Raw genomic sequence first — 21,807 nt, 5'->3', positions numbered from 1 at the left:
GGCGGCCGCCTCGCGCTGCACCTGCACTACCGCACCGACGCGCTCGACGCGGGCAGCGCCGAGAGGATCGCCGGCTACCACCTCACCGCCCTCGCGCTGATGGTCGCCGACCCGGGCGCCGAGCACGGGCGGGCGAGCCTGCCGTCGGACGAGGAGCCGCGCTTCCAGCTCTACCGGCTGGCCGGGCCGCGCCGGGAGCTGCCGGACCGCCGGTTCCACGAGCTGTTCGAGCAGCGCGTGCGGATGCACCCGGACGCCGTCGCGGCCGTGCACCGCAACCAGCAGCAGTGGACCTACCGGGAGCTCAACGCACGCCAACCAGCTGGCGCGGGCGCTGCTGGCGCGTGGCCTGCGCCGCGAGGGCGTGGTCGCGGTGGTGACCGAGCGGAGCCTGGACTGGATGGCCTCCGTCATCTCGATCTTCAAGGCCGGTGGCACGTGTCTACCGATCGAGCCGTATTTGGCCCTGCCCTCGGAGACGAGCCGGCGCAGGGCACAGGGCTGGGATTCGTCGGCTGCCAGGCAAAAGCGGCAGAAAGGAATCCGCCGAAATGATCACCCGATTGCCGGACCTCGTTGCGAGGTCCGCCCAACGCAACCCTGGCGCGCCCGCCCTGACCGCACGGACGACCACGATCTCCTACACCGAACTGCACGAGCGGACGGAGCTCGCGGCCGCCGGCCTGCGCGGTCTCGGCCTCGATGGTGGCGAGCGCGTCGCGGTCTTCCTCAACAAGGGGATCGAGACCGTCGTGGCGCTGCTCGCCTGCTCGCGGGCCGGTGGCGTGTTCGTCCCGGTGAATCCCGTGCTGCGGGCCAGGCAAGTGAGGCACATCCTCGACGACTGCGCGGTGCAGGTACTGGTGACCTCCACGGACCGGCTGCGGACCCTGCGCGCCGAGCTCGCATCCTGCAAGTCACTCTCCCACGTCCTCGTGCAGGGCGACTCGCTTGTTGAGGACGAGGAAGCCCCTTACCGCGTGCTCCCCTGGTCGGAGGTCGCCGAGACCGCGAGCCAGGCCGTGTGTCCTCCGACGGGCGGCGTCGACACGGATGTGGCCGCGATCCTCTACACGTCGGGGAGCACCGGGGCCCCGAAGGGCGTCGTGCTGTCGCACCGCAACCTCGTCGTCGGCGCGGAGAGCGTCAGCACTTACCTGAACAACACGGCGGAGGACCGAATCCTGGCCGTTCTCCCGCTGAGCTTCGACGCCGGACTGAGCCAATTGACGACCGGCTTCTGCGTCGGCGCCCATGTGGTGCTCGCCAACTACCTGCTGCCGGGGGATGTCGTCCGGGCGTGCGCGAAGCACCGCATCACCGGGCTGGTGGGCGTACCGCCGCTGTGGATCCAGCTCGCAGCCCAGACGTGGCCGTCCGAGGCCGTGGCCGGGGTGCGCTACTTCGCAAACACTGGGGGGCGACTCCCGCGCGTTACCCTGCAACGACTGCGAGCGATCTTCCCGACCGCAACGCCATACCTGATGTACGGCCTGACAGAGGCGTTCCGCTCCACCTACCTCGATCCCCGGGAGGTCGACCGACGGCCCGATTCGATCGGCAAGGCCATCCCGAATGCCGAGATCCTCGTGGTCCGGGAGGACGGCGGCCTGTGTGGTCCGGGAGAACCGGGTGAGCTGGTGCACCGAGGTCCGCTTGTCACGTTGGGTTATTGGAATGACGCGGAGCGCACGGCCGAGCGGTTCCGGCCGCCGCCGAACCGTCCGGTCGAGCTGTGTACGCCCGAACTGGCGGTCTGGTCCGGCGATGTCGTCGTCCGCGACGAGGAGGGCTTCCTGTACTTCATCGGACGGCGTGACGACATGATCAAGACATCGGGATATCGGGTCAGTCCGCAAGAGATCGAGGAAGTGGCGTACGAGACCGGCCTGGTCCACGATGCCGTCGCGCTCGGCCTCGAGGACGAGGCACTTGGCCACCGGGTCGTCCTCGTCGTGACACCCTGCGATCCCGCCGGCTTCGACCCGGCCGCGGTGACCGCACGCCTGCGGCAGGAACTACCCGGCTACATGGTGCCCGCCGAGGTGGTGGTCCTTGGTGTCCTGCCCCGATCGCCGAACGGCAAGTTCGACCGGGCATTCCTTCGCCACGAGCTCACCGCCTCCCGCCCTCAGGAGCCCGCATGACCGCAGGCGCCTACGCGCACCCCACGATCAGCCGGTTCGCGATCGCCGACGGCATGCTCCGCATCGGCGGCCTTCCGGTGGGGTTGCTCGCTGAGCGCGCCGGTGCCACCCCGTTCTTCACCTACGAGCGCACCGGCCTCACCCGGCGTGTCGAGGAACTGCGCCGCGCCCTGCCGGACGGCATCCACCTCAGACACGCGGTCAAGGCCGATCCGATGCCCGCCGGGGTGCAGCACTTCAGCAGGCAGGTCGACGGCTTCGATGTTGCATCGGCAGGCGAGAAGGCTGTCGCGCTGGACACGCCGTTCGCCGCTGACCGAGTGAGCTTCGCAGAACCAGGCAAGACTCCTGCGGAGCTGAGTCGCGCCGTGGCGGCCAGGGTGACGATCAGCCTCGAATCGGAGACTGAAGCGTTGCGGGTGGCGGCCATCGGGGAGTGGCTGGGTGTGCGGCCCCGCGTCGCGGTCCGCGTCAACCCCGACTTCCAGGTCAAGGGCTCGGGCGTGCGCCTCGGCGGCGGCTCGCACGTGATGTCTGCCTCCCGCGTGGCGAGATCGGCGACCTTGTGGCGGTCTTTCAGGCCCGCGCCTACGGGATGACGGCCAGTCCCACAGCGTTCCTCGGGCATCCGACACCGACGGAGGTGTTGGTGTAGATCGCAGGCCGCCGGGTCTGCACGACCGATGAGGAGAAGCCATATGACTCGCTCGCCAGAGATTTCGCAGGCGATCTTCGAGGACGTCAAGGCCGTCGTGGTGGTCACGCTGGACATCGAGGACCAGGCCGATGACCTCGGGCCGGAGACGGGACTGTACGGCAGTCTTCCTGAGCTCGACTCGCTCACCGTCGTCAAGCTCATCGTCGCATTGCAGAAACGGTTCGGGATCGAGATCGAGATGGAGATCGTCGGTGACACCTTCGACACCCTCGGCCGGCTCGCGGCCTTCGTGGAGTCCAAGGTGCGCCCAGAGCGGCTCCGCGAAGTCGAGTACTAAAACCCGGATCCACCGAGCCTGCTGCCCGAGGCGGATCTGGCGATCGCCGAGGCCGCAGCCCGGCTCGTACCGCGTGCCCGCACCACCTCCGAGAACACCGCTCCCGAAGCGGAGCCAGAGTCCGACGAGGCGAAGAAGCCCGACCCGGTGTCCGCGCCGGATGATGCTGATGCGTTGGGCGATATTCGGGAGATCAACTCCCCGTCCGCTCACGCACCGCTCACACAAACGGCCCCGGACGAGGAGTCCGAGGCCGAATAGAGCGCCTCCCTGGGGAGGAAACCCAGGTCAGCGATGTAATGCGCTGTGCCCCCGGCAGGATTCGAACCTGCGACACCCGCTTTAGGAGAGCGGTGCTCTATCCCCTGAGCTACGAAGGCGTGGATCTCCGTGAGATCCGGCGTCTAGCCTAGCGGATCCCGGCAGCCGCCCGGCAAGATTCACGTTTCGCCTGTTCAGGGGGTGTACGGGGTCGGTGCGGGGTGGAGTGGGGCCGGCTTCGGGTGAGGGAACCCCGGTGCCGGTCAGGCCTTCCGGCCCACCCCGCCGTACATCGCCACCTCGTCCGGCAGCGGCTCGTCGGCCCCGTCCGGGCGCCAGTGGTTGCAGGAGACGACGCCCGGCTCCAGGAGGTCCAGGCCGTCGAAGAAGCGGGTGACGTCGGCCGGGGTGCGCTGGGTGAGTCTCGGGGTGCCGTGTTCGTTCCAGAAGGCGACCGCCTCGTCGACGTCCGGCATGGCGGGGCTGGTGATCGTGTGGGAGAGCACCAGATGGCTGCCCTGCGGCAGGGCGTCCATGAGGCGTCGGACCAGGCCGTGGGGGTCCTCGTGGTCGCCGATGAAGATGACGACGCCGAGCAGCATGAGCGCGACCGGGCGGCTGAGGTCAAGGGTCTTCGCCGCGTGCTCCAGGATGCTGTCGACGTTGCGCAGGTCCTCGTCGAGGTAGTCCGTGCTGCCCTCGGGGGTGCTGGTGAGCAGGGCGCGCGCGTGCGCGAGCACCAGCGGGTCGTTGTCGACGTAGACGACGCGGGACTCCGGGGCCAGCCGCTGGGCGACCTCGTGGGTGTTGCCGGCGGTGGGGAGCCCGGTGCCGATGTCGAGGAACTGGCGTATGCCGCGTTCGCTCACCAGGTGGCTCACGGCGCGGCCGAGGAACTGCCGGTCCGCGAGGGCGTAGTCGCCGATGCCCGGGTGGAGTGTGCGGATCTGGTCCCCGGTCTCGCGGTCGATCTCGTAGTTGTCCTTGCCGCCCAGCCAGTAGTTCCAGATGCGGGCGGTGTGCGGCTGTGCGGTGTTGACCCTGTCGCGCAGGACTTCGGGGCCTGCCGGGGGCTCGGTCACGGGTTCGTCTCCAGGTCGGTCGGCCTGTCCGGATGCAAGGGACAAGCTAACGGCAGGAGTTGATGAAACGTCAGTCCTTCGTGCGGGGGAATGGTGATCGCCGCCCCGGTGCCCGTCGCCCTGACCGCGCCCCTGCGGAGCTGTCGGCGGGCCTCGTCGTGCGGGGCCGTACGAGGACGCCGAGGTGTGGGTGATCGACGTCACCGCAGGTGGGCGGGGCGAGGACGGACGGGGCACCGGCCGGTACGGGCGTCCCGGCGCGGGGCGGGCCTGCCTTGACGGGTCGCGGGGCGCGGCATAGCGTCGGCCCGCGAGCTGAGCAGGCGCTTGGGGAGGGACCGTACATGCCGTTCTCCGGGGACCCTTCGGACCGTCTCACGGCGCCGGGCGCCCCGTTCGCGGTCGACGGCGGGGTGTACGTGTCGGGCCCGCGCACGCTGCGTGAGTTCGTCGAGGCCACCTGGGCGTTCGGGGACCGGCCGTTCCTGGTCGCGGAGACCGGCACGTACACGTACGGGGAGTTCTTCGCGGCCGCCTCCGCGCTGGCGAACCGTCTCGTCGAGGTGCACGGACTCCGTCCCGGCGACCGCGCCGTCGTCGGGATGCGCAACCACCCCGAGTGGCAGATCGCCTTCTGGGCGACGCAGTTGGCCGGACTGGTGTCGGTTCCGCTGAACGCGTGGTGGACCGAGGAGGAGTTCACGTACGCACTCGACGACTGCGAGCCCGGGGTGCTGCTCGTCGACGGCGAGCGGCTGCCCAGGGTCCGGGCGTGGGCGTCACGCCACCGGGTCCCCGTGGTGGTCTTCCACGACGAGGGGCCGACCGGTGAGGGTGCGGGCGAGCCGGCCCCGGGCGTCGAGCGCTACGGGGACCTGCCCGTACCGGACCCGGGCACCGCGCCGCCGGACGTGGACGTGCGCCCCGAGGACGACGCCACGATCATCTACACCTCCGGCACGACGGGCCGGCCCAAGGGGGCCGTCGCCACCCAGCTCGCCCAGGCGGGCGCAGCGATGAACCCCCGCTACACGGCCGCCGCGTCCGCCCTCGCCAGGGGCGTCCTCCCCGGGCAGGGGCCGGCGCCGGTGAGCCTCATGACCTTCCCGTTCTTCCACGTGGCCGCGTTCACCACGGTCTACTCGGTGATGGCGGTCGGCGGCACGCTCGTCCTCATGCGCAAATGGGACGCCGAGCAGGCCCCGGCGCTGATCGACCGGCACGGCGTCACCCACTACTCCGGAGTGCCGACCACCGCGCTCCAGTTGCTGGACGCCGCCGAGCGGAACGGGAGCCCGCTGCCGAGCCTCACCCATCTCAACACCGGTGGCGCGGCCGCCCCGCCCGGTCTGGTCGCCCGGCTCACCGCGCGCTTCGGCGAGCGCGTGGAGCCCCGCAACGGCTACGGCCTGACCGAGACCTGCGGCGGCGTGACGGCCAACTTCGGTGCCGCGTACCGGGAGTTCCCGGACAGCGTCGGCCGACCCACCCCGGCCGTCGAGGCGCGGATCGCCGGTCCGGACGGCGGACCGCTCCCGGACGGGGAGGTCGGCGAGCTGTGGCTGCGCGGCCAGTCCCTGGTGCGCGGCTACTGGCGGGACGAGGACGCCACGGCGGAGGCCTTCACGGCGGACGGCTGGTTCATGACCGGCGACCTCGCGACCCTGCGGGACGGCCGGGTCTCGATCGTCGACCGGCTGAAGGACATGGTCGTCCGTGGCGGCGAGAACGTGTACTGCGTGGAGGTCGAGGCCGCTCTGCACGAGCACCCCGCGGTGGTCGACGCCGCCGTGCTGGGCGTGCCGCACCCCGTCCTCGGTGAGGAGGTGGCGGCCGTGGTCCAGCTCGGCCCGGGCGCCGCGGTCACGGCCGACGAGCTCCGGGCGCACGTCGGGCGGACGCTCGCCCCGTTCAAGGTCCCCGCCCACGTGCTCGTACGGGAGGAACCACTTCCCCGCAACCCCACGGGGAAGATCCTCAAGCGGGAGCTGCGCGGGCGGCTGACGCGGCAGGCCGGGAGCAGCAGCCGGGGGTGAGCCGCGCCGACGCGCGTACGGGGACGGTGTGGCGTTCGTGCGGCGAACGTGGCGTACGGGGCGGATGAGGCGCGCGGTCCGGAGATGACGGCGGGCCGCCCCAGGGTCGTGGCGGTGGTCGCGCCGACCCGCGGGAGGGCGGATGCCGCGGGGGTGGTCACCCGGGCCGTGCCGGGGTGCTCGCGAGGTCAGGTACGGGTGATCCGCACCCGGTAGGTCCCGTTCGCGTTCTCCGAGAGCACCGTGATGCGGACCCTGTGCTTCTGGTCGACGAACGTCTCGCCCGGCCGGTACGGGGCGTCCGACAGCTCCGCGTGCACATTGGGCCGGCGGGTGCAGCCCCCGCTGTTCTTGTCGCTGTCGGCGACGGCGACCGGCCCCTGGCCCGTGTCGACGTCGGTCTTGACGTGGTAGACGAGGACGCCGGGTTTGCAGACGGCCTCGTCGTTGCCGGCCCGGGTACGGACCTCCATGGCGTAGCCGGACTCGGAGTCCAGCGGGACGACCACCAGCTTGCGGCCGCCCTTGAGGGCCAGCGGGGTCAGGTTGTACTCGCTGCTGCCGGTCGCGGCGGCGCACTGGATCTGGCTGTTGTCGAGCCAGCCCAGTTTCCACTTGTGCCAGCCGAGGAGGTCGTTGTTCGCCCCCCAGTCCTCGGACATGATGTCCCAGTGGCCGACCGCCCCGCCGCCCTCGGCCGTGTAGAGGTCGGGCAGGCCGAACACATGGCCGTTCTCGTGCGGCAGCACCCGGTAACCCGTCTCGGAGTAGCTGCCCGAGCCGTCGTCCTGGCGGCTGTAGACGAAGCTCGTGTTGGCGAGCGGCACCCCGTCCGCGTACGGCGCCTCGTGGTTGCCCGAGAACGTCACCGACAGCACGGTGTCCAGCGCGGACGGCCCGGCGTTGGGTGTGACCAGGACGTTGACCAGGTCGTACGAGCTGAAGTCCACCCGGTGGTCGGTGGCGGCCACGATGTCCTGCACGAGCTGGCGGTAGCCCGGCTCGTACGGTGAACCGCGGTCGATCCCGTACGCGCTGAACGCCATCGGCATCCGCAGCCACCCCGGCAGTGGCGTCTCGGGCCGGTAGACGAGCCTCCCGTAGGAGCTGGTGGCGAACCACTGCTCGGTCTGCGGGAAGAACTCCGCGAACCGGTCCAGGGCGGAGCCCGCCCCCTCCGCGTCGGGGAAGTCGATCATCAGGTTGAGGGCGCGGATCTCGCCCGTGGAGCGCACGTACCCGGACGGGGTCGGAACGCCCTCGGACATCTGGACGCCGGTCGTGGAGGTGAGACGGCACGGTTCGAGCGCCGATTCCTCTGCCGTGGCGACGGGGCCCGCTGTGTTCCGCGAGCCGCCGGGGAGCATCGAGCTCGCCGAGGTGAGGGTGGCGAGGGTGATGACGGCGAGGGCGCCGAGCGTGCCGGGTCTGCGTATCCGTCGGCGGGTCTGCTGCATGCGGTCGTCCGCCTTCGGCTCGGCGGCAGCCGGCCGGGCCCGGGCTGCGCTCGTGCTGTTCAGCCTGTTCGGAGGTGTGACGGGGCGCGCGCCGGGAGGTCCGATCGTGGGACACGCCGGAACGGCAGCGTGATTCAGATCACATTGGGTCATTCGGGGTACGGGAAATAACCGGGGACTGGTTCCCCGTTTGCCGTGGATGTCCGCAGGAAACGGGGAGGCGTTCCCCGGTTCCCGGCGGGCACCGGAACGCGGCCGCAGTCAGGGGCCGTGTCACCCAGTCGACCGAGAGGACGTGGAGCCGTGAGCCCCGCCACCGACACCGCGGCGCGCCGCGCCACCCGGCCGCGGGCGGACGCCCTGCGCAACCGGGAGCGGATCGTGACGGCGGCCCGGGAGATGTTCGTCGAGTTCGGCCCCGAGGTGCCGCTCGACGAGATCGCCCGACGCGCCGGCGTCGGCAACGCGACCCTGTACCGGAACTTCCCGGACCGTTCCACCCTCGTCCACGAGGTGGTCCTGTCCGTCCTCCGGCGCACCGCCGAGCGCGCCGAGGAGGCGGCCGTGACGGAGGCGGATCCCTTCGCCGCGCTCAGCCGCTTCACCCACGCGGCCGCCGACGAGCGGGTCGCGGCCCTCTGCCCGCTGCTCAGTGGCGACTTCGACAAGGACCATCCCGACCTGGTCGCCCAGCGCGACCGGCTCGAAGGGGCCGTCCAGACGCTCGTCGACGAGGCTCACGAGGCGGGCAGGCTGCGCGCCGACGTCGCGGTCGGGGATCTGATGGTCATGCTCTCCCAGCTCACCCGGCCGCTCCCGGGCACCGCCTGCCTGTCCATCGACCAGTTCACGCACCGCCATCTGCAGCTGTTCCTCGACGGTCTCGAAGCGCCGGCGCGCTCCGAACTGCCGGGTACGGCCGTGACCTTGGAGGATCTGAGGCGCTCGCCGTGAGACGGATGACTTCGCGTCCTCGTGACTCGGTGTCCTCGTTACTTCATGTGCTCGTGATGCGTTCGTGAATACGTGGACGCGTGCGACCCGTGAACTCACGTGACCCGTGCGACCCGTGCGACCCGTGCGACTCGTGAACTCGTTGCCTCGTGACCCCCTGACCGTCCGCTGAAGGGGGCGAGGGCTGCCGGAGCCGGCCGCGTCGCCGCCTCACCGTCGTTCCACTCCTTCCTTCCTTCTCTTCGTCTTCTCCGCTTCGCACACCTAGGTGGCTACCTCCATGTCGAAAACCGCCGAGACACGCCTTCCCGACGGCTCCACCGGGCCCGATCCGAGCCGCTGGAGAGCGCTCGTCTTCATCGCCCTCGCCCAGCTGATGGTCGTGCTCGACGCGACGATCGTGAACATCGCCCTCCCTTCCGCCCAGCAGGACCTGGGCATCTCCGACGGCAACCGGCAGTGGGTCATCACCGCCTACGCCCTGGCCTTCGGCGGGCTGCTGCTCTTCGGCGGCCGCATAGCCGACCTGTGGGGGCGCAAGCGCACCTTCGTCGTCGGTCTGGCGGGCTTCGCCGCCGCGTCCGCGCTCGGCGGTGCCGCGACCGGTGAGGCCATGCTTCTCGGATCGCGCGCCCTCCAGGGCGCCTTCGGCGCGCTGCTCGCCCCGGCCGCCCTGTCGCTGCTCGCCGTGATGTTCACCGACGCCAAGGAGCGGGCCAAGGCCTTCGGCGTCTACGGTGCGATCGCCGGCGGCGGCGGCGCCGTCGGTCTGATCCTCGGTGGCTTCCTCACCGAGTACCTGGACTGGCGCTGGACGTTCTACGTCAACATCCCCTTCGCCGTGGTCGCCGCCGTGGGCGCCTGGCTCGTCATCCGCGAGCCCGCGGGCGGCCGCAACCGCTCGCCGCTCGACGTCCCCGGTGTCCTCCTGTCCACCCTCGGCCTGGTGGCGCTGGTCTACGGATTCACCCGCGCCGAGTCCCACGGCTGGACCGACGCGACGACCGTCGGGCTGTTCGTCGCCTCCGCCGTACTGCTCGCCGCCTTCGTCGCGGTCGAGGCCAGGGTGGCGTCGCCGCTGCTGCCGCTGCGCGTGCTCACCGAGCGGAACCGCGGCGGGGTCTACCTCTCCCTGGGGCTCGCCGTCATCGCGATGTTCGGCCTCTTCCTCTTCCTCACCTACTACCTGCAGATCGTGAAGGGCTACTCGCCGGTGCGGACGGGCTTCGCCTTCCTGCCGATGATCGCGGGCATGATCACGGGCTCCACCCAGATCGGCGCCCGGCTGATGACCCGGGTGCCGCCCCGGCTGCTCATGGGCCCCGGCTTCCTGGTCGCCGCGACGGGCATGCTGCTGCTGACCCAGCTGGAGGTCGACACCTCGTACGCGGGCCTCATCCTCCCGGCGCAGCTGCTGCTCGGCCTCGGCATGGGTACGGCCTTCATGCCGGCGATGTCGCTGTCGACGCACGGCGTCGAGGCGCGGGACGCGGGAGTCGCCTCCGCCATGGTGAACACCTCGCAGCAGGTGGGCGGCGCGATCGGCACGGCCCTGCTCAACACCGTCGCCGCCTCCGCGACCACCTCGTACCTCGCCGCCCACGCGGCCGGCGTGACCGGTGCCGAGGCGCAGCGGCTCCTCCAGCTGGAGGGCATCGTGCACGGTTACGCGAGCGCCATCTGGTGGGCGGTCGGCATCCTTGCGGCTTCGGCCGTCATCGCCCTCACACTGATCAACTCCGGGCGCCCCGGCTCCACGACCGTGGCGTCCTCCGGAGCGGCTTCCGAGGACGACGTGAAGATCCCGGTGATCGCGCACTGACGCCGAGCCGTGACACGGACCCGTGGCTTGGAGTCGTGGCATGGAGCCGTGACACGGACCCGTGACACGGAGTCGTGAGACGCCGCCGTGGCGCCGAGCGCTGAGCCGCGTGCTGAGGCTGGGTGCCGACGGTGCGCGGGGGCCGCTCCCTCGGGGCCGTTCACTCCGTCCGTACCCGTACGGAGTGAACGGCCCCGAGGGCCACGTTGGTCAAACACCCCGGTCCGGTACGGACCAGGTCCTTCCCTCGGTCAGCGCAGCCAGGGGAGGTCGACGTCGGTGCCGTCCGGCTGGAGGCTCTCGGCCATGATCCGGGTGATCTCGCCCAGCTGGCGCACCTGCTCGGAGCTGAGCCGGTCGAAGACCGCCTGCCGTACGGCCGCGACATGACCCGGCGCCGCCTTCTGCAGGACCTCGAAGCCCTTCTCCGTCAGGCAGGCGTTCTGCCCCCGCCTGTCGTTCGGACAGTCCTCGCGTCGTACCCAGCCGTTCTTCTCCAGTCGGGCGACCGCATGTGAGAGCCGGGACCGGGTGATCTTGGCGTCCTTGGCGAGTTCCGTCATGCGCAAACGGCGACGCGGGGCCTCGGCGAGCTGGACGAGCAGGCCGTAGTAGACGTGTGGCATGCCCGCGTCCCGCTGGAGCTGCCTGTCGAGACTGTCCTCGAGAAGAGTGGTGGCGTGCAGGTACGAGCGCCACACACGCTGCTCCTCGTCGGTGAGCCAGCGGGGTTCGCCCGAGTTCGGTGCCGTGGTCATGCATCTATCGTACGGCCAATTCTTGAATATTGAACTAGCTCGGCGTAGGGTGCATGGTGAGGAACTTGAAGGTTCAAGTTTACGGTCCATGTACCGGGAGGCTCCCGCGTGAACGCTGCTGACACCGCCGGCATCACCGCCGCCGCCCCCGCGGAACGGATGCCCGCCCTCTATCTCTCGCACGGCGCACCGCCCCTCGCCGACGACCCGGTGTGGCCCGGTGAGCTCGCCGACTGGTCGGCGTCCCTGCCCGGGCCCACGGCGATCCTCGTGATCTCCGCCCACTGGGAGGAGGCGCCCCTCGCGATCGGCGCGACGCGGACCGTGCCGCTCGTGTACGACTTCTGGGGCTTCCCCGAGCACTACTACCGGGTGCGGTACGAGGCGCCCGGCGCGCCCGAGCTCGCCGAGTCCGTGCGCAAGCTGCTGCGCGCCCCGGGTACGCCCGTGCAGGACGTCCCGGACCGCGGCCTCGACCACGGGGCCTACGTCCCGCTCGTCGAGATGTTTCCCGGCGCCGACATTCCCGTCCTGCAGGTCTCCATGCCGACGCTCGACCCGCAGCGGCTCCTGGAGATCGGGCGCAGGCTCGCGCCGCTGCGCGACGAGGGTGTGCTGATCGTCGGCAGCGGGTTCTTCACCCACAACCTGGCGGCGCTGCGGCAGTCGGGAGTGCCCGGCTGGTCGGCCGAGTTCGACGACTGGGGGCAGCGGGCGCTGGCCGCCGCGGACGTGGACGCCCTGCTGGACTTCGAGCGCAAGGCGCCGGCCGGCAGGCTCGCCCACCCCCGTACGGAGCACTTCGCCCCGTTGTTCGTCACCCTCGGCGCCTCCGAGGGCGATCTTCCGAGCGGGCGCAGCGTCATCGAGGGGTTCTGGATGGGGCTCGCGAAGCGCTCGGTCCAGTTCGGCTGAGCGACCGTTCCGATGCGGCGGCGCGGGCGATCGCCCGGGTGGCGGAATGATCCCGGCCTTCTGGGTATACGGAGCAACCAGGAGTGCGGCCCGCGTCGTCTTGACGAGTGGGGGATGCGGCGGCGAGAGGTGCCTCTGACCTGCGCCTGCGATGGGTCTGCCGGAGGGGCGACGGCACGGATGAGCGCCGCGGCGGGGGCAGGGTACTGCAAGATCACAAAAATCCATGCACCCGTGGGAATTCTGTCCGGATTCCAGTCGTTGTTTCCCTCGGATGCAGGGCACCCGGAAGGGTGTCGCGACCTACTCAGCAAGGGAGCACGCATGGCAACCCGTGCCGTCGCCCGTCGTAAGCCCGCCAAGGGGACCGGGGCTGATGGAGCAGACAGCGTTCGTTCCACGAGCGGGGAGATCGCCGACCGCGATCTGGTCGGCATGTACCTCGACGAGATCGCGCGTACGCCGCTGCTGGATGCCGCCAAGGAGGTCGAGCTCTCCCAGACGATCGAGGCGGGTGTCTACGCCCGGCAGATCCTCGACGGTGAGGTGGAGAGCGACGCGGCCGGTGCCACGCACGAGGAGCTCGAGGCGCTCGTCGCCGCGGGCGAGCGCGCGAAGGACATCTTCATCAAGTCGAACCTCCGCCTGGTGGTGGCCGTCGCGCGGCGCTATCCGCGCAGTGGACTGCCACTGCTCGATCTGATCCAGGAGGGCAACGCCGGCCTGGTCCGCGCGGTGGAGAAGTTCGACTACACGAAGGGCTTCAAGTTCTCCACGTACGCCACGTGGTGGATCCGCCAGGCCATCACCCGCTCGATAGCGGACCAGTCCCGCACGATCCGGCTTCCCGTCCACCTGGTGGAGGAGCTGGGCCGGATCCGTCGAGTGCAGCGCGAGTTCAACCGCGAGCACGGCCGCGAGCCCGAGCCGGCCGAGGTGGCGGAGGAGCTGGGCTCGACTCCGGAGCGGGTCACGGACGTACTGGACTGGGCCCGCGACCCGGTCTCGCTCAACATGTCCGTGGACGACGAGGGCGAGACGCAGTTCGGCGACCTGCTGGAGGACACCTCCGCGGTGTCCCCGGAGCAGTCCGTGCTGACGCTGCTGCGCAGTGAGGAGCTCGACGACCTCATCGACCGGCTCGACCACCGCACCGCCTCGATCATCCGGATGCGGTACGGCATCGAGGACGGCCGCGAGCGCACGCTGACCGAGGTCGGCAAGGAGCACGGCCTCACGCGTGAGCGCATCCGGCAGATCGAGAAGCACGCTCTGCTGGAGCTGAAGCGGATGGCCCGTGACACGGGCTTCGACGAAGCGGCATGACGGCGGCGGGGGCCGTGCCCCTGCCACCCCCTGAACGACCCCGGCACCCTTCCCCCCCGGTGCCGGGGTCTTCCGCTGTCCGAATGCCCGGTGTCGGGGTCTTCCCGTCCGGATCCCGTCGACTCCTGCCGCCGCCCCGGCGGCCTTCGCGCTCCCGTGCTCTCCCGCTGCTTTCCCGCGGGTCTTCGCCACCTGTTCCGGCGCTGGCAGCGGGACGGCACCTGGGCGAGGATCCTGACCCAGCTCCAGGCCGAGGCGGGCGCGAAGGGCGTGACCACGTGGGAGGTCAACGTCGACTCCACCGTCTGCCGGCCCAAGCAGCGGCACGCGGTCGAGTGCGGGACCAACCGGCTCGAGCGCCGACGGGCCGTTGCCACTCGGTACGACGAACCCGCCGTCCGCCACGAAGCGACCGTGCTGCTCGCAGCCCTCATGGAGCGGCTGTGACCAGCGCCGCTGCAACGGCCCTCAGACGATGTCGAATTCGTTGCCCTCGGGGTCCTGCATGGCGGCGGCGTAGAGCCCCATGTCCGGCTCATCCTTGATCCGCAGCACGGTGGCACCAGCTTTGACCAGCCGTTCCACCGTAGCGTTGACCCGCTGTGCGCGGACGTCCAGCGGGACGTCACGGCCCCCACCGACCTTCAGGTCGAAGTGCCACCGGTTCTTGGCGACCTTCGGCTCGGGGACCTGCTGGAACCACACCCTCGGTCCACGTCCTGCGGGATCGATGATCGACTCCGGAATGTCCCCGGCACCGGCCGGCAACTCTGCATCGGGCACCCCCACTGCCGCCCAGTAGGAACGCCACGTGGCGTGCCCGCCCGGCGCAGGCTCAGGCACGTAGCCCAGGGCCTCGGCCCAGAAAGCCACCATTCTCTGCGGATCGGAGCAGTCGATCGTCAGCTGCACGGTCATCTCCATGCTCGGAGCATCCCAGGCGGGTCTGACAGGCGATCCCCTTCCGCAGCACTCCCTAGGCGCTCGCCCGCGTGAGGCGCGCACCCATCTCCCTCAGGTGCTCGGAGAGCGCCGGGGGGTGGTGGACGGTGAACTCGCAGTCGACCAGGGCCAGCCGCAGCGCGATCCACTCCAGTGAGTCCTGCGACCGGCTGCGCAGCCGGCAGGTGTCCGGCCCCGTCGGCTCCGGAGTGCCGAGGTAGCCGGGCAGCCGGGAGGAGACGCGTTCCGCCGGTGCCGCGAAGCTGATGTCCAGGGCCAGTTCGGGCTGGTTGCGGGCCATGGAGGCGGAGAAGAACTCCGCCGCGTCGCCGCCCGTCGGCAGCTCGCGCGGGGTGAAGCGGGCACCGGTCGCGAACGGGTCCCGGACCCGGTCGACCCGGAACGTCCGCCAGTCCTCGCGACCCAGGTCGTACGCCACCAGGTACCACCGACGCCCGGTCGAGACCAGCCGGTACGGCTCGACCAGCCGCTTCGACTCCGCGCCCTCCCCGGAGCGGTAGTCGAACCGGAGCCGCTCCCGTCCGGTCACGGTCGCCGCGAGGGCGGTCAGGGTGCGCGGGTCGACGGTGGCTCCGTCGCCGCGGGTGAGCGGGATGGTCGCGTTCTGGAGGCTGGACACGCGGTGGCGCAGCCGGGCCGGCAGCACCTGCTCCAGCTTGGCCAGGGCCCGTACGGAAGCCTCGTCCACGCCCTCGATGGCGTGGCCGGCGCCTGCCCGCAGCCCCACGGCGATCGCGACGGCCTCCTCGTCGTCGAGGAGCAGCGGCGGCATCGCGGCTCCCGCGACGAGCCGGTACCCGCCCACCGCTCCCTTCGTCGCCTCGACGGGATAGCCGAGGTCACGCAGCCGGTCGATGTCCCGGCGGATCGTGCGCGGGCTGACCTGAAGCCGTTCGGCGAGTTCGCTGCCCGGCCACTCGCGCGGCGTCTGGAGGAGGGACAGCAGATTCAGCAGTCGTGCCGGCGTATCCGTCATGGGTGCCAGACTGCCAGGCTTCTAGGACACAGACTGTCCTACATCCGCACTAGCTTCCTCCGCATGAGCTCCCACGCCGCCGTACCGGATACGGCTCCCGACCTCACGGCCGCTCCCGACCGGCGCCGCTGGACCGCCCTCGCCATCGTCATGACCGCGGCCTTCATGGACCTGGTCGACGTGACCATCGTCAACATCGCGATCCCGTCGATCGAGCACGACCTCGGTGCGTCGTTCGGCGCGATCCAGTGGATCACCGCCGGCTACGCACTCGCCTTCGCCGCCGGCCTGATCACTGGTGGGCGGCTCGGTGACATCTACGGCCGCAAGCGGCTCTTCCTGATCGGAATCAGCGGCTTCACGATCGCCTCGGCGCTCTGCGGACTGGCCGCCGGACCCGAGATGCTGGTCGCCTCGCGGCTTCTGCAGGGCGCGATGGCCGCGATGATGGTCCCCCAGGTCCTCGCGATCGTCCATGTGACCTTCCCCGCCCACGAGCGCGGCAAGGTCTTCGGGATGTTCGGGGCGGTCGTCGGTCTCGGAGCGGTCTCCGGTCCGCTGCTCGGCGCCCTGCTGACCCAGTGGAACCTGTTCGGCCTGGAGTGGCGGCCGATCTTCCTGATCAACCTGCCGGTCGGTGTCGCCGGCCTCCTGCTCGGCCGGAAGTTCATCACCGAGTCCCGTGCCGAGAAGGCGCTCCGGCTCGACCTCGTCGGTGTCGCGCTCGTGACCACCGGACTGCTGATGCTGATCTACCCGCTCACGCGCGGACGGGAGCTCGGCTGGCCGCTGTGGGGTCATCTGTGCATGGCGGCGAGCCCGCTCGTGTTCGCCGCGTTCGTGGCCTACGAGCGGCACAAGACGCGCAAGGACGGTTCCCCGCTCGTGGAACTGTCGCTGTTCCGGGTGAAGAGCTTCGCCGCCGGTGTCGCCGTGCAGCTCACCTTCGGTGTGGTCCTGGGCATCTTCTTCCTGGTGTGGACGCTGTACATGCAGATCGGCCTGGGCTGGAGCCCGCTCAAGGCCGGACTGACCGGCGTGCCGTTCTCCATAGCGGTCTCGCTGGCCGCCGGGATCTCCGTGCAGAAGCTGGTGCCGCGCTTCGGTCGGAAGGTGCTGCAGGCGGGTGCGCTGACCATGGCGTCCGGGCTGCTCCTCTACATCTGGGAAGCCGGCCGGTACGGCACGGGCATCGAGCCCTGGCAGATGACGGCACCGCTGGTGATCATGGGCCTGGGGATGGGGCTGATCGTGGCGCCGCTGACGGACGCGGTCCTGTCGGACGTGCCGCGTGAGCACGCGGGCTCGGCGTCCGGGCTGATCAACACCACGGGGCAGATGGGCAACGCCCTTGGCCTCGGCCTGGTCTCGGTCGTCTTCTTCACGGTCGTGGACAAGACGCCGCTCACCTCGCAGAGCGCGGTGGGCCGGGCGTTCGCGGACGCCTTCCAGGGCTCGCTGTGGTGGGTCGTGGCGGTGCTCGCCGTGATCTTCCTGATGATGTTCGCCCTGCCCGCGCGCCCCGCTCAGCACCTCGAAGGCGCGGGGAGCACGGCCGGGACGGAGGAGAGCGCCTCCGGGGCGGACTCCGGTACGGCGGCGGACGGGGGCCCGGACGCGGGGGCGGAGGGGGAACGGCAGCAGCCGGCGCTGTCGCACTGAGCCGTCCGGTCCGAGGGCGCTGCCGCTTGCGCCCCGCGCGGCCCGGTGCCGGGGAAACCCGGGACCGGGCCTTCGTCGTCCACGGCCCGGCCCGTACGACGGGTGCAGGCCCGGTGCGCGGCGGCGACGGCCGTGCGCACTCCGGCACATGCCCGGTCGGCTGCGGTCCGGTGGCCGGGAGCTTCGGGAGCCATCTCCGGCCGGGGCGCCCGACTGTGCCCGTTTCAAGTCCGAGTATGTTTACTTTGGGGAAATCGGGGCGTAGGCTGGCGCCGGTACCACAGGTTCGGGCATAGAAGGGACGTACACCCGCATGTACGCACCGGAGCGCCAGCAGGAGATCCTCCGTCTCGCCCGTGAAGGCGGCCGGGTCGAGGTGCTCTCGCTCGCCGACGAGTTCCAGGTCACCGCCGAGACCATCCGGCGCGATCTGAAGGCGCTCGACCGGGCCGGTCTGGTGCGCAGGGTGCACGGCGGGGCCATCCCGGCCGGCCGGCTCGACTTCGAGCCCGACCTCGCGGAGCGGGAGTCCACCGCCGCGGACGAGAAGGACCGCATAGCCCGGGCCGCCCTCGCCGAACTCCCCGAGGACGGCAGCGTCATCCTCGACGCCGGTTCCACCGTGGCGCGACTGGCCGCCGCGTTCCCGCTGGAGTGCTCGCTCACCGTCGTCACCCACGCCCTCCCCGCCGCCGCGCGGCTCGCCGACCACCCCGGCATCGACCTCCACCTCGTCGGCGGCCGCGTCCGGCACCGCACCCGGGCCGCAGTCGACGCGTGGGCGCTGCGGGCGTACGGGGAGATCCGGGCCGATGTGGTCTTCCTCGGCACGAACGGCTTCTCCGCCGGCAGCGGGCTCACCACACCCGACCTGGCCGAGGCCGCGGTCAAGCGGGCCGTCGTCGCCGCCGCGCGGCGCGTCGTGCTCCTCGCGGACTCCGCGAAGTACGGCGAGGAGCACTTCGCCCGCTTCGCCGGACTCGCCGACGTCGATCTGCTCATCACGGACAGCGGGCTCAGCCCCGAGGACGCCGCGGCCGTCGAGGCCGCGGGCACGGAAGTAGTACGTACATGATTCTCACCGTCACCCCGAACCCCTCGCTGGACCGGACGTACGAGATCCCCGAACTGGCGCGCGGCAACGTGCTGCGGGCCACCGGCGAACGCATGGACCCCGGCGGCAAGGGCGTGAACGTGTCGCGGGCGGTCGCGGCGGCAGGACACCGCACCGTCGCCGTCCTGCCGCTCGGTGGCGCCCCCGGAGCACTCGTCGCGGAACTCCTCGCCGGACAGGGCATCGAGACCGCGGCCGTCCCCATCACCGGAGTGACCCGCTCCAACATCGCGCTCGCCGAATCCGACGGCACCCTGACGAAGATCAACGCCCCCGGGCCCGAACTCACGCCGGACGAGTCGCAGGCGCTGCTCTCGGCCGTCGCCGCGCAGTCCCGCACCGCCGACTGGATCGCCTGCTGCGGCAGTCTGCCGCGCGGCCTGACGCCGTCCTGGTACGCCGAACTCGTCGCCCGTGCGCATGAATCGGGCGCCCGCGTCGCGCTGGACACCTCCGGGCCGTCCCTCACGGCCGCGCTCTCCGCGCGACCCGACGTCGTCAAGCCGAACGCCGCCGAGCTCGCCGAGGCCGTCGGCCGTCCGCTGGCGACCGTCGGCGACGCCGTGAAGGCCGCGGAGGAACTGCGCACGCTCGGCGCGGGCGCGGTGCTGGCCAGCCTCGGGGCCGACGGGCAGTTGCTCGTCTCCGCCGCCGGCACCTTCTACGGAGCCGCCTCCGTCGCCGCCGTACGGAGCGACGTCGGGGCCGGCGACGCGTCCCTGGCCGGGTTCCTGGCCGCGGGCGGCGACGGCGAGGACGCCCTGACGGCGGCCGTCGCCCACGGCGCGGCCGCCGTCCAGCTCCCGGGCAGCGTGATGCCCACGCCCTCCGATCTCGATCCCGCCGCGGTCCTGGTGACCGCGGACATCCCCCTGGACCGCGCACTCACCCAGCAAGGGAGCCCGCGATGAGCGACATGATCAACGCGGACCTGGTCGACCTCGACCTGGCCGCCGCTACGAAGGAAGAGGCGGCCCGCTCGCTCGCCCGGCGCATGGTCGCGCTGGGGCGCGTCACCGACCTCGACGGCTTCCTGGCCGATGTGGCCGCGCGCGAGGCCCAGATGCCCACGGGGCTCGACGGCGGCATCGGCATTCCGCACTGCCGCAGCGCGCACGTCACCGAGCCCACCCTGGCGTTCGGACGGGCTCCCGGCGGCATCGACTTCGGTGCGCCGGACGGACCCGCGGACCTCGTCTTCCTCATAGCCGCCCCGTCCGGAGCCGACGACGCGCATCTGACGATCCTCTCGAGCCTCGCCCGGCGGCTGATGGACACCGGGTTCACCACCGCCCTCCGCGGGACCGCCTCGGCGGCGACCGCTGCGGCACTGGTGCGCGGGGACGTCGACCCGTCGGCGGTCGGGACGGCCGCGGGCACGGACGCGACGGCGGACACGGGCGTGTCTGCGGGGGCTCCGACCGAGGCCGCGACGGGGCCCGCGGAGACGGTGACCGAGGGGCAGGGACAGCCACCGGGCGGCGAACCTGCGTCGACCGAGGCCGCGGCGGCTCCCGTCGGCGCGGGGGCGGCGGTGTCGCCGGAGCGCGAGCACGCCGGGCCCGTCGAGCACGAGCCCGTCGCGCCTGTGTCTGCCGAGACCGAAGATGCCGCGACCGCGTCGGCCGCGACCGCGACCGGAAGTGCCGGTGCGGCGGTGACCGAGCCCGCGCAGACCGACGCGAGGAGGAGCGGGACCGTGGAGGCCAGGGCTGAGAAGGACGGCGCAGCGCAGGCCAGGGCCGAGAAGAGCGGGGCCGTGGAGGCCGGGGCCGGGCCGGGTGGGGGAGGGCCCTCGGGCCCGCCCTTCCGGATCGTCGCCGTCACCTCCTGTCCCACCGGTATCGCGCACACCTACATGGCGGCCGAGGCGATCGAGCGGGCCGGGCAGGAGGCGGGGGTCGAGGTCACCGTCGAGACCCAGGGCTCCGCCGGGTTCGCCCGGCTGGACCCCGACGTCGTCGCCGCGGCCGACGCCGTGATCTTCGCGCACGACGTCCCCGTACGGGACAAGGAGCGCTTCGACGGCAAGCCCGTCGTGGACGTCGGCGTCAAGGCCGGGATCAGCCGGGCCCCCGCGCTCATCGCCGAGGCGCAGGACAAGGCCGCCCGCGGCGAGGTGGCGACCGCTGCCGGGCCGACCCCCGTCGAGGAAGCGGGCGAGCCCGGTGAGGGCTACGGAACCAAGCTCCGCAAGTGGCTCATGTCCGGCGTCAGTTACATGATCCCGTTCGTCGCCGCCGGCGGTCTGCTGATCGCGGTCGGCTTCGCCATCGGCGGTTACGAGATCGCCGGCGCCAAGTCCGTCGCCGACGCGTTCGTCTGGGGCGACCAGTCCAGCTGGGCCGCGCTGCTCTTCCAGATCGGCGGGCTGGCGTTCAGCTTCCTGATCCCCGTCCTCGCCGGTTACATCGCCTACGGCATGGCCGACCGCCCCGGGCTCGTCCCGGGCTTCGTCGGCGGCGCGATCGCCATCACCATCAAGGCGGGATTCCTCGGCGGCCTGGTCGCCGGACTCCTCGCCGGTGCCGTGGTGCTCGCGATCCAGAAGGTCAGGGTGCCCGCCGTGCTGCGCGGCATCATGCCCGTCGTCGTGATCCCGCTGATCTCCTCGGCGATCGTCGGCTTCCTGATGTTCCTGGTGATCGGGAAGCCGCTCGCCTCGCTCCAGCAGGCCCTCACCGACTGGCTGAACGGTCTCAGCGGTGCGAACGCCGTCATCCTCGGCGCGGTCCTCGGCCTGATGATGTGCTTCGACCTGGGTGGCCCGCTCAACAAGGTCGCGTACACCTTCGCGGTCGGCGGCCTCGCCAGCCCGACCGAGGGCTCGTTGAAGGTCATGGCGGCCGTGATGGCGGCCGGAATGGTCCCCCCGCTCGCGATGGCCCTGGCCACGACCGTCCGCGGCAGGCTGTTCACCAAGGCCGAGCGGGAGAACGGCAAGGCGGCCTGGGTGCTGGGTGCTTCGTTCATCACGGAGGGCGCGATCCCGTTCGCCGCGGCCGATCCGCTGCGCGTGATCCCGTCGGTGATGGTGGGCGGCGCTGTCACCGGCGCCCTGTCGATGGCCTTCGAGTGCACGCTGCGGGCACCGCACGGCGGCATCTTCGTCGTACCGCTGATCGGCAACGCGTTCCTCTACCTGCTCGCCATCCTGGTGGGCACGGTCATCAGCGCGGCTCTGGTCATCCTTCTGAAGGGCCTGCGAAAGCCCTCCGAAGCGTCGGTGCCGGCGACGGCCTCGCCCGACAAGCCCAAGGTCGTCGCAGCGGTCTGAACCGCTCGGGGCCCCGGACCGTGTGCACGGTAGGACCGTGTGCACGGTAGGACCGTGTGCAC

General features: G+C 71.4%; 18 protein-coding genes and 1 tRNA gene. 13 read left to right on the top strand and 6 right to left on the bottom strand.

The window, feature by feature from the left end; all coding sequences use genetic code 11:
* The first annotated feature begins 551 nt into the window (after positions 1-551).
* The 3 genes from QRN89_RS14665 to QRN89_RS14655 all read left to right on the top strand — a co-directional run bounded on the left by QRN89_RS14665 (position 552) and on the right by QRN89_RS14655 (position 3,142).
* Entirely contained in the window at positions 552-2,147 is a 1,596-nt protein-coding gene (locus QRN89_RS14665) for an acyl-CoA ligase (AMP-forming), exosortase A system-associated (protein ID WP_290349836.1), read from the top strand.
* The gene (locus QRN89_RS14660) at positions 2,144-2,746 is read left to right on the top strand and encodes a type III PLP-dependent enzyme domain-containing protein (protein WP_290349835.1); all 603 of its coding nucleotides are present in this window, start codon (positions 2,144-2,146) and stop codon (positions 2,744-2,746) included. The genes QRN89_RS14665 and QRN89_RS14660 overlap by 4 nt, the downstream gene beginning before the upstream one ends.
* A gap of 99 nt (positions 2,747-2,845) precedes the next feature.
* The gene (locus tag QRN89_RS14655; protein ID WP_290349834.1) at positions 2,846-3,142 is read left to right on the top strand and encodes an acyl carrier protein; all 297 of its coding nucleotides are present in this window, start codon (positions 2,846-2,848) and stop codon (positions 3,140-3,142) included.
* A gap of 307 nt (positions 3,143-3,449) precedes the next feature.
* On the opposite strand, the gene QRN89_RS14650 is transcribed toward QRN89_RS14655, so the two are convergent.
* Positions 3,450-3,522: transfer RNA gene (locus tag QRN89_RS14650), tRNA-Arg, on the bottom strand.
* A gap of 144 nt (positions 3,523-3,666) precedes the next feature.
* Positions 3,667-4,485 carry an SAM-dependent methyltransferase gene (locus QRN89_RS14645; protein ID WP_290349833.1) on the bottom strand — a complete coding sequence of 273 codons (819 nt, stop codon included), beginning with the start codon at positions 4,483-4,485 and terminating at the stop codon, positions 3,667-3,669.
* 344 nt (positions 4,486-4,829) lie between these two features.
* On the opposite strand from QRN89_RS14645, the gene QRN89_RS14640 reads away from it, so the two are divergent.
* Positions 4,830-6,521: a class I adenylate-forming enzyme family protein gene (locus QRN89_RS14640; protein WP_290349832.1), complete on the top strand. Its 1,692-nt coding sequence runs from the start codon at positions 4,830-4,832 to the stop codon at positions 6,519-6,521.
* Positions 6,522-6,709: 188 nt separating this feature from the next.
* Here the strand turns inward: QRN89_RS14640 and QRN89_RS14635 are convergent, their stop codons facing one another.
* Positions 6,710-7,978 (bottom strand): M6 family metalloprotease domain-containing protein, encoded by a 1,269-nt coding sequence (locus QRN89_RS14635; protein WP_290349831.1) that lies wholly within the window; start codon positions 7,976-7,978, stop codon positions 6,710-6,712.
* A gap of 303 nt (positions 7,979-8,281) precedes the next feature.
* Between QRN89_RS14635 and QRN89_RS14630 the strand changes: the two genes are divergently transcribed.
* Together QRN89_RS14630 and QRN89_RS14625 are read left to right on the top strand one after the other, a co-directional pair.
* On the top strand, positions 8,282-8,932 hold the full coding sequence (locus QRN89_RS14630) for a TetR/AcrR family transcriptional regulator (protein ID WP_290349830.1): 651 nt from the start codon (positions 8,282-8,284) through the stop codon (positions 8,930-8,932).
* A gap of 280 nt (positions 8,933-9,212) precedes the next feature.
* Positions 9,213-10,754 carry an MFS transporter gene (locus QRN89_RS14625; RefSeq protein ID WP_290349829.1) on the top strand — a complete coding sequence of 514 codons (1,542 nt, stop codon included), beginning with the start codon at positions 9,213-9,215 and terminating at the stop codon, positions 10,752-10,754.
* A 251-nt stretch (positions 10,755-11,005) separates the two neighbouring features.
* On the opposite strand, the gene QRN89_RS14620 is transcribed toward QRN89_RS14625, so the two are convergent.
* Positions 11,006-11,512, bottom strand: a complete 507-nt coding sequence (locus QRN89_RS14620; RefSeq protein WP_290349827.1) for a MarR family winged helix-turn-helix transcriptional regulator — start codon at positions 11,510-11,512, stop codon at positions 11,006-11,008.
* Positions 11,513-11,671: 159 nt separating this feature from the next.
* Between QRN89_RS14620 and QRN89_RS14615 the strand changes: the two genes are divergently transcribed.
* The 3 genes from QRN89_RS14615 to QRN89_RS35820 all read left to right on the top strand — a co-directional run bounded on the left by QRN89_RS14615 (position 11,672) and on the right by QRN89_RS35820 (position 14,200).
* On the top strand, positions 11,672-12,427 hold the full coding sequence (locus QRN89_RS14615) for a dioxygenase family protein (RefSeq protein ID WP_290353711.1): 756 nt from the start codon (positions 11,672-11,674) through the stop codon (positions 12,425-12,427).
* Between the two features lie 324 nt (positions 12,428-12,751).
* On the top strand, positions 12,752-13,753 hold the full coding sequence (locus QRN89_RS14610; protein WP_290349826.1) for a sigma-70 family RNA polymerase sigma factor: 1,002 nt from the start codon (positions 12,752-12,754) through the stop codon (positions 13,751-13,753).
* A 90-nt stretch (positions 13,754-13,843) separates the two neighbouring features.
* Positions 13,844-14,200 carry a hypothetical protein gene (locus QRN89_RS35820; RefSeq protein WP_390701517.1) on the top strand — a complete coding sequence of 119 codons (357 nt, stop codon included), beginning with the start codon at positions 13,844-13,846 and terminating at the stop codon, positions 14,198-14,200.
* A 21-nt stretch (positions 14,201-14,221) separates the two neighbouring features.
* Here the strand turns inward: QRN89_RS35820 and QRN89_RS14600 are convergent, their stop codons facing one another.
* Entirely contained in the window at positions 14,222-14,677 is a 456-nt protein-coding gene (locus QRN89_RS14600; protein WP_290349825.1) for a VOC family protein, read from the bottom strand.
* A 52-nt stretch (positions 14,678-14,729) separates the two neighbouring features.
* Entirely contained in the window at positions 14,730-15,692 is a 963-nt protein-coding gene (locus QRN89_RS14595) for a helix-turn-helix transcriptional regulator (RefSeq protein WP_290349824.1), read from the bottom strand.
* A gap of 63 nt (positions 15,693-15,755) precedes the next feature.
* On the opposite strand from QRN89_RS14595, the gene QRN89_RS14590 reads away from it, so the two are divergent.
* The 4 genes from QRN89_RS14590 to QRN89_RS14575 all read left to right on the top strand — a co-directional run bounded on the left by QRN89_RS14590 (position 15,756) and on the right by QRN89_RS14575 (position 21,745).
* Entirely contained in the window at positions 15,756-17,354 is a 1,599-nt protein-coding gene (locus QRN89_RS14590) for an MFS transporter (RefSeq protein ID WP_290349823.1), read from the top strand.
* A gap of 313 nt (positions 17,355-17,667) precedes the next feature.
* Positions 17,668-18,429, top strand: a complete 762-nt coding sequence (locus QRN89_RS14585) for a DeoR/GlpR family DNA-binding transcription regulator (protein ID WP_290349822.1) — start codon at positions 17,668-17,670, stop codon at positions 18,427-18,429.
* The gene (gene pfkB, locus QRN89_RS14580) at positions 18,426-19,379 is read left to right on the top strand and encodes a 1-phosphofructokinase (RefSeq protein WP_290349821.1); all 954 of its coding nucleotides are present in this window, start codon (positions 18,426-18,428) and stop codon (positions 19,377-19,379) included. The genes QRN89_RS14585 and pfkB overlap by 4 nt, the downstream gene beginning before the upstream one ends.
* Positions 19,376-21,745, top strand: a complete 2,370-nt coding sequence (locus tag QRN89_RS14575; RefSeq protein WP_290349820.1) for a PTS fructose transporter subunit IIABC — start codon at positions 19,376-19,378, stop codon at positions 21,743-21,745. The genes pfkB and QRN89_RS14575 overlap by 4 nt, the downstream gene beginning before the upstream one ends.
* Positions 21,746-21,807 lie beyond the last annotated feature (62 nt).

Source organism: Streptomyces sp. HUAS CB01 (genome assembly GCF_030406905.1).
Taxonomy (GTDB): Bacteria; Actinomycetota; Actinomycetes; order Streptomycetales; family Streptomycetaceae; genus Streptomyces; species Streptomyces chengbuensis.
The sequence above is the reverse complement of the archived record's forward strand: the minus strand, read 5'-3'. Positions and strand labels throughout refer to the sequence as shown.

What these genes read in the sequence shown, in the direction of transcription:
- QRN89_RS14665 (WP_290349836.1), top strand. Translation starts at nt 552, where the DNA reads ATGATCACCCGATTGCCGGACCTCGTTGCGAGGTCCGCCCAACGCAAC.
- QRN89_RS14660 (WP_290349835.1), top strand. Translation starts at nt 2,144, where the DNA reads ATGACCGCAGGCGCCTACGCGCACCCCACGATCAGCCGGTTCGCGATC.
- QRN89_RS14655 (WP_290349834.1), top strand. Translation starts at nt 2,846, where the DNA reads ATGACTCGCTCGCCAGAGATTTCGCAGGCGATCTTCGAGGACGTCAAG.
- QRN89_RS14640 (WP_290349832.1), top strand. Translation starts at nt 4,830, where the DNA reads ATGCCGTTCTCCGGGGACCCTTCGGACCGTCTCACGGCGCCGGGCGCC.
- QRN89_RS14635 (WP_290349831.1), bottom strand. Translation starts at nt 7,978, where the DNA reads ATGCAGCAGACCCGCCGACGGATACGCAGACCCGGCACGCTCGGCGCC.
- QRN89_RS14625 (WP_290349829.1), top strand. Translation starts at nt 9,213, where the DNA reads ATGTCGAAAACCGCCGAGACACGCCTTCCCGACGGCTCCACCGGGCCC.
- QRN89_RS14620 (WP_290349827.1), bottom strand. Translation starts at nt 11,512, where the DNA reads ATGACCACGGCACCGAACTCGGGCGAACCCCGCTGGCTCACCGACGAG.
- QRN89_RS14615 (WP_290353711.1), top strand. Translation starts at nt 11,672, where the DNA reads ATGCCCGCCCTCTATCTCTCGCACGGCGCACCGCCCCTCGCCGACGAC.
- QRN89_RS14610 (WP_290349826.1), top strand. Translation starts at nt 12,752, where the DNA reads ATGGCAACCCGTGCCGTCGCCCGTCGTAAGCCCGCCAAGGGGACCGGG.
- QRN89_RS14600 (WP_290349825.1), bottom strand. Translation starts at nt 14,677, where the DNA reads ATGGAGATGACCGTGCAGCTGACGATCGACTGCTCCGATCCGCAGAGA.
- QRN89_RS14595 (WP_290349824.1), bottom strand. Translation starts at nt 15,692, where the DNA reads ATGACGGATACGCCGGCACGACTGCTGAATCTGCTGTCCCTCCTCCAG.
- QRN89_RS14590 (WP_290349823.1), top strand. Translation starts at nt 15,756, where the DNA reads ATGAGCTCCCACGCCGCCGTACCGGATACGGCTCCCGACCTCACGGCC.
- QRN89_RS14585 (WP_290349822.1), top strand. Translation starts at nt 17,668, where the DNA reads ATGTACGCACCGGAGCGCCAGCAGGAGATCCTCCGTCTCGCCCGTGAA.
- pfkB (WP_290349821.1), top strand. Translation starts at nt 18,426, where the DNA reads ATGATTCTCACCGTCACCCCGAACCCCTCGCTGGACCGGACGTACGAG.
- QRN89_RS14575 (WP_290349820.1), top strand. Translation starts at nt 19,376, where the DNA reads ATGAGCGACATGATCAACGCGGACCTGGTCGACCTCGACCTGGCCGCC.